Origin of the sequence: Flavobacterium sp. S87F.05.LMB.W.Kidney.N, assembly GCF_004366435.1 — a bacterium.
Taxonomy (GTDB): Bacteria; Bacteroidota; Bacteroidia; order Flavobacteriales; family Flavobacteriaceae; genus Flavobacterium.
In genome coordinates this window covers 1038242-1053197 of sequence record NZ_SODX01000001.1, presented here as the reverse complement: position 1 = coordinate 1053197, position 14956 = coordinate 1038242, and the positions used below count along the sequence as shown (strand labels likewise).

Sequence of the window (14956 nt, the reverse complement as noted above, 5' to 3'; positions counted from 1 at the left end):
TATGAAGAAATTTTACTCTTTAGTGGTAATATGCATTTTTATGGGGTGTAAAAAAGAAACTCCAAAACCTAGTCCTGTCATCAAAAAAACGGTGCCAGCAATCATACTTACCGACGAGAGAAAAGTTGAAATAGATACTGCAACAATAAGCACTTTTAAAAGCGAAACCCTGAAACAATTTTATATCGCATCTGAAAATAAAACGGTTTGGGGAAATCTAGAAAAAAGAACTTATGTTTTATCTCAACTAGAAAAATCTGATAAATTAGGCTTAGATCCAGAAGATTACAAAGCATCTCAATTAAAAAAATTCGAAAGCAAAATCAGCTCTCTAAGTGATACTGATTTAGCTACTTATGATATTTTACTGACTTATAATTTTGAAAAATACCTGAATCATTTACACAAAGGAAAGCTAGATCCCAAAAAACTTTACACCAATTGGGATTTGGATGAAAAGGTATTTGATATAAACTCTGTTTTAATAAAGGCTTTCAACAGAAACAAACTTGATAGTATTGTTGAAAACATCCAGCCTAAAACGCAAACCTATAAACAGCTTTTAAAAGCACTTGAAATTATAAATACTTTTCCAGATGAGGATATAAAAAATATTGAATCTGCTAAAAAAATCACTTTAAATGACACTAATCCTGCTTTAATAAACATTAAAAAAAGACTTTTGTACTGGAATGACATGACTGGTAAAGACAGCCTTACAAGCATTTACAACAAAAAGACTTTCGAAGCAGTTAAAAAATTCCAAGAAAGACACGGTCTTGCTGCAGACGGAGTTATTGGTGCAGGAACCATTAGTGCTTTAAATTATTCTAAAGAAAGAAGGAAAAAACAAATCATTGCCAATTTGGAACGCTGGAGATGGTATCCAAACGAATTAGCCGAAAACTATTTTATCATTAATATTCCTGATTACAGTTTGAATGTTGTCGAAAATCAAGACACTACTTTAGTTAGAAATGTTGTTGTTGGAACCAGCAAAAGACGAACTCCTGTTATTACTTCGTATTTAAAAACAGTTGTTTTTAATCCGACATGGACTGTACCTCCTACAATCTTAAAAGAAGATGTTGTTCCTGCGATGAAACGAAACCGAAATTATCTAGCTAAAAAAAATATTACTATATATGATTCGTCAGGAAATGTTGTGGATCCAATCGCGTGGAATGAAAACAAACCTAATAGATATCGTTATGTTCAAAGCCCTGGATACTCTAATTCATTAGGATTAATGAAAATTTTATTTCCTAATCATCATAGTGTTTACCTGCACGACACTAATCACCGTAATATTTTCGGACGAAACAATCGTTCTATGAGTTCTGGCTGTGTCCGTGTTGAAAATCCGCTAGAATTGGCTAAACATATTTTGGACGAAGATGGAAACTGGCCGCAAGATAGAATTGATACTATTATTGCTTCTAAAAAAACAATGAGTTTCAAAATCACAAAAAAATATGCTTTGTATCAATGGTACTGGACAGCATGGAGCAAAAAAAATCAGCTCCTGTTTAGAGCTGATATTTATGATTTGGACTCGGACTTATATGCTAAATTAAGAAATTAGCCTTTCTTCCATCGCGAAACTTCTAGATGGATGATAGATATATAAACACGATTTGTCTTTTATTAATTGAATTATTTCATTTGTCATTTCAACAGGAACTGCAGGACAACCTTGGCTTCTGCCTAATCTTTTGTGATCTCTAATAAATGATTCAGAAACATAATCTGCTCCGTGCATAACAACACCTCTTTCGCGGGCATTGTCATTTACACCATTTTCTAAACCATCTAAGCGTAAAGAAGCACCATGTTTTCCTTGATAGATTTCGCCAGTAGCATAAAAGCCTAAACTGCTTTTGAATGAAGAATTAAGATTTGAAAATGCTGAAGCAAATTCTTCTCCCGTATTTCTTCCGTGAGCTACAAGTGAATTAAACAAGATTTTATTAGTCGTCAAATCGATTACCCACAAACGTTTTGTGTTTGATGATAAACTGAAATCGATAAGCGTTAATATATTTTTCTTGATAACTCCTTTTTCTTTCAACAAATAAAATCCTTTTAAAGCTTCCGAGAAAGTTTTAAGTTCCGGCATTTTAAAGTTATTAGAATTTAAAGTGTTATAAACGCTTTCGATTTTAGAATCAACTGTAACTTTTTCGACTTTAGCAATCGTTCTTACAGCGGCGTTCGTTTTAAGATCGGCAGTGCTTTTTGAATCTTTTCCAAAAGATAATAGCAAAAACACAAATAAAGGATAAATTTTGTAAATCATTGAATTTCTTTAGGTTAAACAAAAACTTGGGTAAGGCAAAAGTATTAAAAATATATTGCTGACAAAATAAAACACAGGTTATCAAGCGCTTTTTGTTTAAACTTTAACAATTTATAAGTAAATAATTAGGAGAATTTCAAAAAATATTCATTTTTATCGCGTATTTACCTACAAATAATCAAAAAGCATCTTTCGAAAAATTGTAATTATATAAATTAATAAAATTTAAGTATAACATTTGGAGAAATATGAAGATTTAGTCTTCTAAAAATATTTTGTTTAACTTTTAGGATTAATTGATTTTCTAAACAATTAATACTTTTAAAAACACCTTTTTAGATAAGTACAAAATATTTATTGACTACAATGCTGTCAAAAATAAAGCTAGAATGAGAGCTTAGTGTGAATTAATTTTAAAAAATAAAGACTTCTATAATTAAATTAATATTTTTTATGAAGCTTCATTTTATTAAACATAAATGTAACAAAGCTTTCTTGCCAATTTTAGAAATGACTTATCTTTGTAGAAAACAAAAAAGTAATGAACAAAAAAGTTATCCTTATGATTTTAGATGGTTGGGGAAAATCTCCTGACCCTAAAGTATCTGCAATAGACAATGCAAATGTTCCTTTTATAAACAGTCTTTACAAAAATTACCCAAGTGCACAACTTAGAACTGACGGCTTAAATGTTGGTTTACCTGATGGACAAATGGGAAACAGCGAGGTTGGACATATGAATCTTGGTGCCGGAAGAATTGTATATCAGGATTTAGCTAAAATAAACTTAGCGGTAGAACATAAAACATTAGCAAAAGAACAAGTTTTAATTGACGCTTTTACTTATGCTAAAAACAACAATAAAAAAGTACACTTTTTAGGATTAGTTTCAGATGGTGGTGTTCACTCACATACTTCACACCTTCGCGGCTTAATCGATGCTTCTCAAGAATATGGCTTAGATCAAGTGTATGTTCACGCTTTTACTGACGGGCGTGACGTGGATCCTAAATCTGGAGCAAAATACATTCACGATTTAGAAGATTATATAAAAGATACTCCGGTAAAAATTGCTTCTATTATTGGACGTTATTATGCAATGGACCGCGACAAACGTTGGGAGCGTGTAAAACTAGCTTATGATTTAGTAGTTAACGGAGTAGGAATTCCGTCTACAAATGCTGTAGCAAGTGTTCTTGACAGTTATGCACATGAAGTTACAGACGAGTTTATTGCTCCAGTTGTAATCGTTGATGAAGAGCAAAAACCTCTAGCTACAATTGTTGAAGGTGATGTTGTAATTTTCTTTAATTTTAGAACAGACAGAGGCCGTGAACTTACAGAAGCTCTTTCGCAGCAAGATTTTCACGAGCAAAACATGCACAAACTAAACTTGTATTATGTAACATTGACAAACTACGACGAGACGTACCAAAACGTAAAAGTAGTTTACAATAAAGATAATATTACCGAAACGCTAGGTGAAGTTTTAGAAAAAGCAGGTAAAAAACAAATCAGAATTGCTGAAACAGAAAAATATCCGCACGTAACATTTTTCTTTTCTGGTGGTAGAGAAACTCCTTTTGAAGGTGAATCTAGAATTTTAAGAAATTCTCCAAAAGTTGCCACTTACGATTTACAGCCAGAAATGAGTGCTTATGAACTTGCAGATGCACTTGTTCCTGAATTAAACAAAGGCGAAGTTGATTTCGTATGCTTGAACTTTGCAAATGGTGACATGGTTGGACATACCGGAATTATGGAGGCAGCTATTAAAGCTTGTGAAGCTGTAGACGCTTGCGCTAAAAAAGTTATCGAAGCTGCTCTTGCTAACGATTACACTACAATTGTAATTGCCGACCACGGAAACTGTGAGACTATGATTAACCCTGACGGATCTCCAAATACAGCACACACAACAAACCCAGTGCCGATTATTTTGGTTGACAAACAATTAAAAAGCATTCAAGATGGTGTTTTAGGTGACATCGCTCCTACTATTTTAGAATTAATGGGGATTCAGCAGCCAAATGCTATGACTTGTCATTCATTGTTGTAGAAAATATTTTTCTTTATATAAAAATAGGCGAATTCTAAAGAATTCGCCTATTTTATTTTTATGCATTTTTTGTCATTTCGATCCCGAGGCTTCGGGATCGAAATGACAAAACTGTGCACACTTCTTGATAATCTTAGACAATAAAATAATGATACAATTGCTCAACACCATAAATTATTAGTCCGATAATTCCACCGACTAAAGTTCCGTTGATTCTGATGTATTGTAGGTCTTTACCGATTTCTAGTTCTAATTTTTCCGAAACTTCTTTTCCGTCCCAGGATTTTACTGTTGACGAAATTAAATCTCCTATTACCTTTTTATTGTTTAAAAGTATTGAAAGCAAATCGTTTTTAATAAAGTTATTGATTTTATCAATCATTACAGGATCTTCTTGAATTCCGTTTCCAAAGGTTTGAATTAAACTTGAAATGCTGTTCTTTATAGAAGATTCATCTCCTTTGTTTAAATCGTTTGTTATGGATAGTTTTATTTCATCCCAAATTCCATTGATATAGTCTTGGACTTCTTTTTTTCCAACAAAACCCAAAATCATATCGTTTATTTTCACTCTCATTTCTTCTGAGTTTTTTACCTTTTCTAAAAAGTCAAAAATATACTCATCAATCTTTAAGCGAACTGCACTTTCAGGTTTCTTAGCTTCATTTAAAAAATCCTGTAAACCATTAAAGACACCTTCTGTAATACTTTTATCAGCCAATCCGAAACTTAAAAGCGGCGTTGAAGCTTTTACTTTCTGTCTTATTAAGTCTTTATTATTAGTCAATTCGCTGCTCATTACTTCAAGAAGATTGGTAAGCATTTGATTTTTCAAATCTCCCTTCTGCAAAGGCTCTAATGCGACAGCAACCCAGTTTCCAAAGTTTATTCCTTCAATCTTTTCTCTAAACTGAACTTGAATAAACCTCCTGACGTCTTCGTCTTTTATTGTCCTTAAAATGCCAGGAATAATATTTACTGCAACCGCATTCGCAATTTTGTCTGCATTTTCATGCTGTGAAAGCCAGTCTGATGCTTTTGTCGCAAAATTGAATTCATCTAGTTTGATTTCTAACTTTTCACGATTTAAAAATTCTTCTGAAACAAAATTTCCTAGATTTTCCCCTATCTCGTTTTTCTTAGTCGGAATAATTGCCGTATGCCAAATCGGAATTCCTAATGGATGACGAAATAATGCTACAACAGCAAACCAATCGGCGATTCCGCCTACCATTGCTGCTTCACTAAAAGCCTGCAGCATCGGAATTTTAAAGTAAATCGCAATTATAAATAATAAAACTGCGACTCCTAAAAGCGACAAAGCGTTTTTCTTCATTCTTTTGAGAGCCTTTACTTTGGATATATCTTGATCTATAGTAGTTTCCATGATTACAAAACGTTTTTACTACTAATTTAGGGCTTTTTAGCGAGATATTAAAGTAAAAAAGTCTGCCGCGAATTGCACGAATTAACACGAATTATAATTTGACTGAATTATTGAACAATATTCAATTAGTAGAAATTGGTGAAATTGGCGGCGAAAAAAAAATAAATCTTGCTAGAAAGCTTAATTTTCGGCGAAAAATTTTACTTAAAAAATAATATTAAAAATTGTACTTTTGCGAACTGAAAATGGGAAAAATATGATTATCCAAAAAACAAGGGAGGAAATCGAATTAATGCGCGAAAGTGCATTAATCGTATCAAAAACATTAGGAATGATTGCTTCTGAAATTAAAGAAGGAGTTACTACATTATATCTTGACAAATTAGCCGAAGAATTTATTCGCGATCACGGTGCTGTTCCAAGCTTTTTGGGACTGTATGATTTCCCGAATTCTCTTTGTATGAGTCCAAATGCTCAGGTTGTTCACGGTATTCCTAATAATGTTCCGCTAAAAAATGGTGATGTAATTTCGGTTGACTGCGGTGCTTTTAAAAACGGTTTTCACGGAGATCATGCATACAGTTTTGAGATTGGTGAAGTTGCTCCAGAAGTAAAAAAACTTTTAAGAGTTACTAAAGAATCTCTTTACGTTGGGATTAGAGAATTTAAAGCTGGAAATCGCGTTGAAGATGTTGGAAATGCGATTCAAAAATATACAGAAGCTCACGGTTACGGAGTTGTTCGCGAATTGGTTGGCCATGGTGTAGGTCAAAAAATGCACGAAGAGCCAGAAATGCCAAACTACGGAAAACGCGGACGCGGAAAACTTTTTGTTGAAGGAATGGTTGTTGCCATTGAACCGATGATCAACATGGGAACAAGAAACATCAAACAATTAAAAGACGGCTGGACAATCCTGACTGCTGACGGAAAACCAAGTGCGCATTTCGAGCACGACGTAGCTTTAATTGATGGAAAACCAGAATTATTATCGACTTTTCAATACATCTACAAAGCGCTAGGAATCGAGAGTAATGAAGAAGATGAATTTAGACAAGTGCCATTAGTATTGTAAGAGCTATTCCACAGAGATTCACAAAGATATACGCCGAGATTCACAAAAATTATTTATACGCCTTTTAAAATGTATTCTCAAAATTTAGTCTCTCAAGATGAACTGGATGCTATTTCGTATAAAATTATCGGTTTAGCAATTGAGGTTCACAGACAATTAGGTCCTGGTTTATTAGAATCTGCTTATCAGGAATGTTTGTATTATGAGATTAAGAATTCTGGCTTAATTGTTGAAAAACAAAAAGCTTTGCCTATAATCTATAAAGACATAAAATTAGACCACGGATATAGAATTGATTTACTGATAGAAAATAAAATAGTAATTGAATTAAAAACTGTTGAAGCTTTTACTGATGTCCATTTTGCGCAAATACTAACATATTTGAAACTCGGAAATTATCCATTAGGATTACTTATTAATTTTGATTCAAAAATATTAAAAAACAATATAAAAAGATTTATAAACACTTTGTGAAGCTCTGTGCCTACTTTGTGTAACTCTGCGAAAAAGCCCCATGAAAAAACTTTTCAAATTAGTACTTAATACCATTCCACGTCCATTATTAATTCGTTTGAGTTATGTGGCGCGTCCTATTTTAGCTTTCTCTTTAAGAGGAGATAAATTTACAGATCCAATTGACGGCAGAAGCTTTAAATCTTTTTTGCCTTACGGATATGGGAAACAACGTAACAATGTGCTTTCGCCAAGCACACTTTCGTTAGAAAGACATCGTTTGCTGTGGTTGTATTTAAACGATCAGACTGATTTTTTTACAGCACCAAAAAAAGTGCTTCATTTTGCTCCAGAACAGGCTTTTTATAAATTATTCCGCAAGCAGAAAAATCTGGATTATACCACAACCGATTTGTTTTCACCTCTTGCAGATGTAAAAGCAGATATTTGTAACCTTCCTTTTAAAGACAACGAATATGATGTCATTTTATGTAACCACGTTTTAGAACATATTCCAGATGATACAAAAGCGATGCAGGAATTATTCCGCGTTTTAAAACCAGGCGGAATGGCGATTTTACAAATTCCACAAGATTTAAACCGTGAAGTTACTTTCGCAGATGATTCGATTACAGATCAAAAAGAACGCGCTAGAATATTTGGCCAATACGATCACGTTCGTATTTACGGACGCGATTATTTCGATAAATTAAGAAGCATTGGCTTTATCGTAATTGAAGAAGATTACACCAATAAAATTGCACCAGAATTGGTTGAAAAATATTGTTTAGCAAAAGGTGAAATTATCCCCCTTTGTTTTAAACCTGAAAACTAAACCGTTTTTCAACATAAAACTGACATAAGTTCATTTAAAAAGTTTTCAAAATAGCAATAATTTGAAAACTTTTTACTTTTATAAGCCTTTACAAAAATACAACCCAACCAAACCTGAAATCTTGAAACCTACAAAATCATTTCAATTTTGCTTTGACATCAGCTTTGAAAAAAATCTGAATACATTTCTTCCAACAGCTTATATCGTTGAAGATACCGATGAAATCAAATATTTAAATAAGAAAGCGACCACTGGAGTTATAGAAAGTTTCGGAATTGCTTTTGAAGATTTAGATTCTAATACAAAAAAGATCCTTACAGCCTGCGAATCTTTAAAACCTGAATTCATTTTTAAAAAATTCAGCGCTAAAATAAAATCGGCAAAGACAATTGCTGATCTTCAAAAAGATTCTAAAATTGATTTTGCGATCCGTCAGCATTTAAAATTCCATTTAAGTTCATTTTATAATCTGATAGTTCAAGAACAATTTCCACTGTCTCTTAACATCGGACCTGAAAAGGATTTTTATCGCTCAAGAGTTGCTGTTAATCCTTTGATTTTCGAACCTCAAATTCAATTCGACAAACACCCTGAAGGCATTACCTACACCCTTTCCTTAAAAGAAAACGAAACGGCTTTTTTACCAATGAATAACAATATTGATATTCTTTTGGACGAGCCGGGCTGGTTGGTTGTCAATAAAAAACTAGGACAACTAAAGGAGCTTAATGCGAAAAAACTAATGCCTTTCTTAAAGAAAAATTCAATTGAAATTCCATCAAAATTAGTGGATGATTACTTTAAAAGTTTTATTCCAGAAATAGCCAAAAAAATAGATATTGAAGCAACTGGTTTTGAAGTCGAAAATCGCGATAAAATTATTTCGTGCACGATCCAGCCCGTTCACGACTTCTTTAAAAACTGTTATTATCTCAATCTTTATTTTGATTATGACGGTTATTGTTTTGATGCTTCTAAAACAAAAAAATCACATTCGTTTGTTGATTTCAGCATTGCCAATCAGCCAAAAATTATTCAATTTAAAAGAAGTACAGAAGAGACTTTTTACACAGAAAAATTAGAAGAACTTGGTTTAAGCGTAATTAAAAATGAATTCTACGGATTGAATTCAGAAATCGAAAATCCTGATCCTTTTCTGAATATTCACTTTGTTATTGATCATAAAGAAGAACTTGAAAATCTCGGATTTACAATTCAGAATTTAAAAGTCGAAAGCAAAGAAATCATTACAGAAAACCATATTGTTTCGGCATCAAAAGATACCAATGGAGATTGGTTTGACATTAAAATAATCATTACAATTGGGAATTATAAGATCAATTTCAGCGAAATTATTCCGAATATAAAAAGCAAAGAAAGACTCTTTTTACTACCCGACGGAAATTATTTTCTGATTCCTTTAGAATGGTTCAGCAAATACAGTTCTCTGGCTAAATTGGCTAAAACAGAAAATGGAAATCTTCTTTTGCGTAAAAGTAATTTTACTGCTTTGGATGCAATTCCAGAAATTAAAGACGATGTGACTTACAAGGCCGAATATAAATCTTCAGATTTGTTAAAGGCAACTTTAAGACCGTATCAAATTGATGGGGTAAAATGGCTTTTGGGGCATTTCAATTCGAATTTAGGCGCCTGCCTAGCCGATGATATGGGACTTGGAAAGACTTTACAGACTTTAGCCGTTTTGGTTGCTGTGCAAGAGCAATTAGGATTTACCACAAAAACTACGAATTTTGATTTGTTTGCCAATGAAACGACAATCGAAAGAGAACCGCTAAAAACTCTTATCGTTTTACCTTCTTCATTGGTTTTTAACTGGTACAACGAAGCGGGAAAATTTACACCGCATTTTTCAAAAATGCAGTATGTGGGTAATGACAGAAAACAATTAGCGCATAGATTAGCGTCGACCGATTTAATTTTTACAAGTTACAGCATCATATATCGCGATATTGCAATTTTAGAGAAATACGATTTCCGCTATTTAATTTTAGACGAAAGTCAATACATTAAAAACAAAAACTCTAAAATTTTTAAAGCGATAAACAAAATAAGCACAGCTCACAAAATTGCATTAAGCGGTACTCCTATCGAAAATTCGCTTGACGATTTATGGTCTCAGATGCAGTTTATAAATCCAGATGTTTTGGGAACTTATAATTTTTTCGCAGAAAATTTTAAAATCCCGATTGAGAAAAAACAAAATGAAGAAGTTTTATCTGAATTGAAAAATCTCGTTCAGCCTTACATTTTGAGACGAACCAAAGAACAAGTTTTAAAGGATTTACCAGAATTATCAGAACAGATTTATTACTGCGACATGGATCCGGAACAGGAAAAATTATACGAAAAAGAAAAATCTAAAGCGCGTAACTTTTTACTAAAAACAGATGGATCAAGTCCAGATAAAATTAGCATTATCAATACATTGATGAAGTTGAGACAGCTGAGCAATCACCCAAAAATGGTAGATAAAGACTCGGAAATTGATTCTGGAAAATACATCGCGGCTACCAATTATCTGGAGAATTTAGTAAAAGCAAAACAAAAAGTAATCATTTTCAGTTCGTTTGTTACCAATTTGAGTTTTTATACCGATTGGTGCAAAGAAAACAAAATAGATTATTGTGAAATTACAGGCGAAACTCCTGCGAGTAAAAGAGAGCAGCAGGTCAATTTATTTCAGGAAAAAGAAAATCCTTTGTTGTTTTTCATTTCGCTTAAAGCCGGCGGTGTTGGCTTGAATATTACGAAAGCGTCATATGTTTTATTCTTAGATCCATGGTGGAATCCTTTTGCTGAAAAGCAGGGAGTCGGCAGAGCGCATCGTATAGGGCAGTTGAATAAAGTAAATGTAATTCGATTTATTTCGAAAAATACAGTTGAAGAAAAAATAATCAAACTACAGGAAAACAAAAAACTGCTGTCTGATTCCCTTTTGGAAGAAAGTTATATTAACGATGAAATTGAAGCTAATTTAGATTACATTCTGAATTCTTAAAATTCTCAATCCAATAAATGGCATCTTCTTACGTTTAATAAAATTCTTATATTTACAATCTTACAACGTAATAAGATGCCAAAATTTTTATATCAAAGCTTAATTGCGCTTTTTATTTTTACATTCGCGAAAGCACAGGAAACACAAACTGAAGTCGTTCCTCCTTATAATATTAAAACGGTTACTTTTGTCCAAAATGGCAGTAATGTAGTTCCGATTTTTGAATTAGGATCGACATTTGAATTTCAATTTGATGATTTGTTTGGAAATGAAGCCAATTATTATTTTGAAGTTACGCATTGCGATTATAATTGGAAACCAACTGATATTCCTAAAACAGATTATATTCGCGGTTTTGACAATCAAAGAATTACAGATTATTCCAATTCTTTTAATACGCTTCAGGTTTATTCTCATTACCGTCTTCCCTTCCCTAATCAATTTACCACACAAATACGCTTGTCGGGAAATTATATTTTGAAGATTTTAAATGAAGATAAAGAAGTTGTTTTTTCGAGAAAATTTATTTTATACGATTCGCATTGTACTGTTGCCGCTCAAGTAAAAAGAAGTAGAAACCTTAGCAATATTGATTACAAACAGAATCTCGATTTTTCTATTGTTTCAAATGACATTACTTTTCAAACTCCAACACAAAATGTAAAAGTACTTTTATTACAGAATGGAAATTTCAATACGGCCATTAAAAATATCGTTCCGCAATACACAATTGGAAATCAATTGGTTTATAAATATGATGCCGAAACTCAATTTTGGGGCGGGAATGAATTTTTATATTTTGAAAACAAAGATATTCGTGCGGCAAATAATAATGTGGGCCGTGTAGGTGCCAATAATGATATTTATAATGCCTATTTGTATACGAATCAAGCACGAGGAAACCAGATTTACACCAATTATGAAGATGTAAACGGAAATTTTGTTGTTAAGAACATTAATGGTTCTAATAATGACATTGAAGCAGATTATGCCTGGGTTTATTTCTCGCTTTCTGCACCTGCCTTTCGACTAAACAAAGACATCTATATTACTGGAATGTTTAATAATTATAGTCTTTCTCCAGAATATAAAATGGATTATAACACTGATAAAGGCGTTTTTGAAAAAGCTGTTATGATCAAGCAGGGATTTACTAATTTTCAATATACGGTTGCTGATAAAAAGGGTGTTATCGATTATGAAAATGCTATAGACGGAAACTTTTATCAAACTGAAAACGAGTACACAATTCTGGTTTATTATAAAGAAGCAACAGATCGTTACCAGCGAGTTATTGGAAAAGGAAACGCAAACTCAATAAACATCGTTAATTAAAACATTGTTAAGGTTTTAGGATTCATAGATTTTTTTCGTAGCTTTGTACCTATAACGCACACAGATTTACTAGGTTAGTATGGTTTCTCAAATAACACGAGGCATAAAAATATCGGTTTTAACTAGTTTTGAAGGTACTTACTTCAAAAACTATAAGATTCACTTTGCCTTTAGTTATGTAGTTACAATCGAAAATCATAGTAAAGATTCGGTACAATTAACTTCACGTCACTGGGAAATTTTTGATTCTCTAAACGATCTAGAAGTTGTAGATGGTGAAGGTGTAATTGGCAAAAAACCTGTTTTAAAACCAGGCGAAAACCATACTTATAGCTCAGGCTGTTTATTATCATCTCCTTACGGTGCAATGAAAGGTCATTTTAATATGATCAATTTTACTACTACAAAAACATTTAAAGTAATAGTTCCTACTTTTAGAATGTGTGCTCCTTTTGCTCTAAATTAAGACATACTTTACTTCTGTCTTTTTTATCGTTATCTTAATCATAAAATTATCAATTTATTAATTTATCCTTTGTACTTTTGTGCAGCGTTAGATTATTCGTAACAAAACTCAAATCGTCTAACTTAAATTATCTAATAATCTAATTTTAAATAACATGCTTAAAGGATTTTTTCATGTACCAAAAGCGGTAAACGAGCCTGTAAAAGGATACGCACCGAACTCGCCAGAAAAGGCAGCTGTTCAAGCTGCGTATACCACATTGTGGAATTCTCAAATTGACGTTCCTTTATATATTGGAAGCGAAGAAATCAGAACTGGAAACACAAAAAATATCACAGCGCCACATGATCACAAACACATCGTTGGAAAATATCATTTAGCTGAAAAACAACATATAGAAAAAGCGATTGCTAATGCACTTGAAGCAAGACATGCTTGGGCAAACATGGCATGGGAACAACGTGCTGCTATTTTCTTAAAAGCTGCAGAACTTATCGCAGGACCATACAGAGCTCGTATCAACGCAGCTACAATGATTGGTCAATCTAAAAATATTCATCAAGCAGAAATCGACGCATCTTGCGAATTAATTGACTTTTTACGTTACAATGTTGAGTTTATGACTCAAATCTACAACGATCAGCCAAAATCAGATTCTACTGTTTGGAACCGTGTAGAATATAGACCTTTAGAAGGTTTTATTTATGCAATTACTCCTTTTAACTTTACTGCTATTGCTGCAAACCTTCCGGCAAGTGCTGCAATGATGGGTAACGTTGTCGTTTGGAAACCAAGTGACAGCCAGGTGTTTTCTGCAAAAATCATCATCGATGTTTTCAAAGAAGCTGGTGTTCCTGACGGAGTTATCAACGTAGTTTTTGGAGATGCTCTAATGATTACAGATACTGTTTTAGCTAGCCGTGATTTTGCTGGTGTTCACTTTACAGGATCTACTCATGTATTTAAAGATATTTGGGCTAAAATTGGCGCAAACATCCAAAATTATAAAACTTACCCAAGAATCGTTGGTGAAACAGGTGGTAAAGATTTCATCATTGCACACCCAAGCGCAAACGTAAAACAAGTTGCTACAGGAATTACTCGTGGTGCATTTGAATTCCAAGGTCAAAAATGTTCTGCAGCTTCAAGAGCTTATATTCCGCAAAGTTTATGGCCAGCTGTAAAAGAACAATTAATTGCTGACGTAAAATCTATGAAAATGGGATCTCCAGAAGATTTTGGAAACTTCATTACAGCAGTTATCCACGAAGGTTCTTTTGATAAATTAGCTAGTTATATCGACCAAGCTAAAAAAGATGCTGACGCTGAAATCATTGTTGGTGGAAATTACGATAAATCTGTTGGATACTTTATTGAACCAACTGTTATTGTAACTACAAATCCAAAATATACTACAATGGAAACCGAATTATTCGGACCAGTAATTACGATCTATGTTTACGAAGATGCAAAATGGGAAGAGACTTTAGAATTAGTTGATACTACTTCTGAATATGCTTTAACTGGAGCTGTATTTAGCCAAGATCGTTATGCTATTGAAGTAGCAACAACGAAATTGCAAAATGCTGCTGGTAACTTCTACATTAATGATAAACCAACTGGAGCTGTTGTAGGAATGCAGCCTTTTGGAGGTGCAAGAGCATCTGGAACTAACGATAAAGCAGGTTCTGCATTGAACTTATTACGTTGGGCTTCTCCACGAACTATCAAAGAAACTTTTGTAACTCCAGAAGATTACAGATACCCATTCTTAGGATAATAAATCTTATATTTAAATATTACCAAAAGCTGAACCATTTAAAAATGTTCAGCTTTTGTTTTTTTAGTTAGGATGTTCACAATTGACTTACAATTACATTTTGTAGTACTTTTCTTATAATGTTGATTTTCAACAAAGTAGAGATTGCAAAAAGCTTATTTTAATACTTTTAAAACTTCTTGTGCCTTTTTTTAAATACCGACCCCTTTAAATTTGTCCCAATAAATTCAAGTTTAAGTAAAACA

General features: G+C 32.9%; 11 protein-coding genes. 9 read left to right on the top strand and 2 right to left on the bottom strand.

Going from position 1 to position 14956, the window contains the following annotated elements; translation table 11 throughout:
- The first annotated feature begins 1 nt into the window (after position 1).
- Positions 2-1585, top strand: coding sequence for a murein L,D-transpeptidase (locus tag EDB96_RS04600; RefSeq protein WP_134139418.1), 1584 nt, complete (start codon positions 2-4; stop codon positions 1583-1585).
- On the opposite strand, the gene EDB96_RS04595 is transcribed toward EDB96_RS04600, so the two are convergent.
- On the bottom strand, positions 1574-2299 hold the full coding sequence (locus EDB96_RS04595; protein WP_057117231.1) for a murein L,D-transpeptidase catalytic domain family protein: 726 nt from the start codon (positions 2297-2299) through the stop codon (positions 1574-1576). The genes EDB96_RS04600 and EDB96_RS04595 overlap by 12 nt on opposite strands.
- A 541-nt stretch (positions 2300-2840) precedes the next feature.
- On the opposite strand from EDB96_RS04595, the gene gpmI reads away from it, so the two are divergent.
- On the top strand, positions 2841-4358 hold the full coding sequence (gene gpmI, locus EDB96_RS04590; RefSeq protein ID WP_057117233.1) for a 2,3-bisphosphoglycerate-independent phosphoglycerate mutase: 1518 nt from the start codon (positions 2841-2843) through the stop codon (positions 4356-4358).
- Positions 4359-4491: 133 nt separating this feature from the next.
- Here the strand turns inward: gpmI and EDB96_RS04585 are convergent, their stop codons facing one another.
- Positions 4492-5745 (bottom strand): DUF445 domain-containing protein, encoded by a 1254-nt coding sequence (locus tag EDB96_RS04585; RefSeq protein WP_134139417.1) that lies wholly within the window; start codon positions 5743-5745, stop codon positions 4492-4494.
- A gap of 256 nt (positions 5746-6001) precedes the next feature.
- On the opposite strand from EDB96_RS04585, the gene map reads away from it, so the two are divergent.
- From map to pruA, 7 genes are all read left to right on the top strand, one after another.
- Entirely contained in the window at positions 6002-6820 is an 819-nt protein-coding gene (gene map, locus EDB96_RS04580; RefSeq protein ID WP_057117239.1) for a type I methionyl aminopeptidase, read from the top strand.
- A gap of 69 nt (positions 6821-6889) precedes the next feature.
- Positions 6890-7294 (top strand): GxxExxY protein, encoded by a 405-nt coding sequence (locus tag EDB96_RS04575; RefSeq protein ID WP_134139416.1) that lies wholly within the window; start codon positions 6890-6892, stop codon positions 7292-7294.
- A 40-nt stretch (positions 7295-7334) separates the two neighbouring features.
- Positions 7335-8108 (top strand): class I SAM-dependent methyltransferase, encoded by a 774-nt coding sequence (locus EDB96_RS04570; protein WP_057117668.1) that lies wholly within the window; start codon positions 7335-7337, stop codon positions 8106-8108.
- Between the two features lie 61 nt (positions 8109-8169).
- Positions 8170-11130 carry a DEAD/DEAH box helicase gene (locus EDB96_RS04565; protein ID WP_243839307.1) on the top strand — a complete coding sequence of 987 codons (2961 nt, stop codon included), beginning with the start codon at positions 8170-8172 and terminating at the stop codon, positions 11128-11130.
- 75 nt (positions 11131-11205) lie between these two features.
- Positions 11206-12465 (top strand): DUF5103 domain-containing protein, encoded by a 1260-nt coding sequence (locus tag EDB96_RS04560; protein WP_134139415.1) that lies wholly within the window; start codon positions 11206-11208, stop codon positions 12463-12465.
- Between the two features lie 79 nt (positions 12466-12544).
- Positions 12545-12931: a Co2+/Mg2+ efflux protein ApaG gene (gene apaG, locus EDB96_RS04555; RefSeq protein WP_008467225.1), complete on the top strand. Its 387-nt coding sequence runs from the start codon at positions 12545-12547 to the stop codon at positions 12929-12931.
- Positions 12932-13085: 154 nt separating this feature from the next.
- On the top strand, positions 13086-14711 hold the full coding sequence (pruA, locus tag EDB96_RS04550) for an L-glutamate gamma-semialdehyde dehydrogenase (protein ID WP_057117247.1): 1626 nt from the start codon (positions 13086-13088) through the stop codon (positions 14709-14711).
- Positions 14712-14956: the final 245 nt, after the last annotated feature.

Bases quoted from the DNA above. Each gene is read 5' to 3' on its own strand.
- EDB96_RS04600 (WP_134139418.1), top strand. From the start codon at position 2: ATGAAGAAATTTTACTCTTTAGTGGTAATATGCATTTTTATGGGGTGT.
- EDB96_RS04595 (WP_057117231.1), bottom strand. From the start codon at position 2,299: ATGATTTACAAAATTTATCCTTTATTTGTGTTTTTGCTATTATCTTTT.
- gpmI (WP_057117233.1), top strand. From the start codon at position 2,841: ATGAACAAAAAAGTTATCCTTATGATTTTAGATGGTTGGGGAAAATCT.
- EDB96_RS04585 (WP_134139417.1), bottom strand. From the start codon at position 5,745: ATGGAAACTACTATAGATCAAGATATATCCAAAGTAAAGGCTCTCAAA.
- map (WP_057117239.1), top strand. From the start codon at position 6,002: ATGATTATCCAAAAAACAAGGGAGGAAATCGAATTAATGCGCGAAAGT.
- EDB96_RS04575 (WP_134139416.1), top strand. From the start codon at position 6,890: ATGTATTCTCAAAATTTAGTCTCTCAAGATGAACTGGATGCTATTTCG.
- EDB96_RS04570 (WP_057117668.1), top strand. From the start codon at position 7,335: ATGAAAAAACTTTTCAAATTAGTACTTAATACCATTCCACGTCCATTA.
- EDB96_RS04560 (WP_134139415.1), top strand. From the start codon at position 11,206: ATGCCAAAATTTTTATATCAAAGCTTAATTGCGCTTTTTATTTTTACA.
- apaG (WP_008467225.1), top strand. From the start codon at position 12,545: ATGGTTTCTCAAATAACACGAGGCATAAAAATATCGGTTTTAACTAGT.
- pruA (WP_057117247.1), top strand. From the start codon at position 13,086: ATGCTTAAAGGATTTTTTCATGTACCAAAAGCGGTAAACGAGCCTGTA.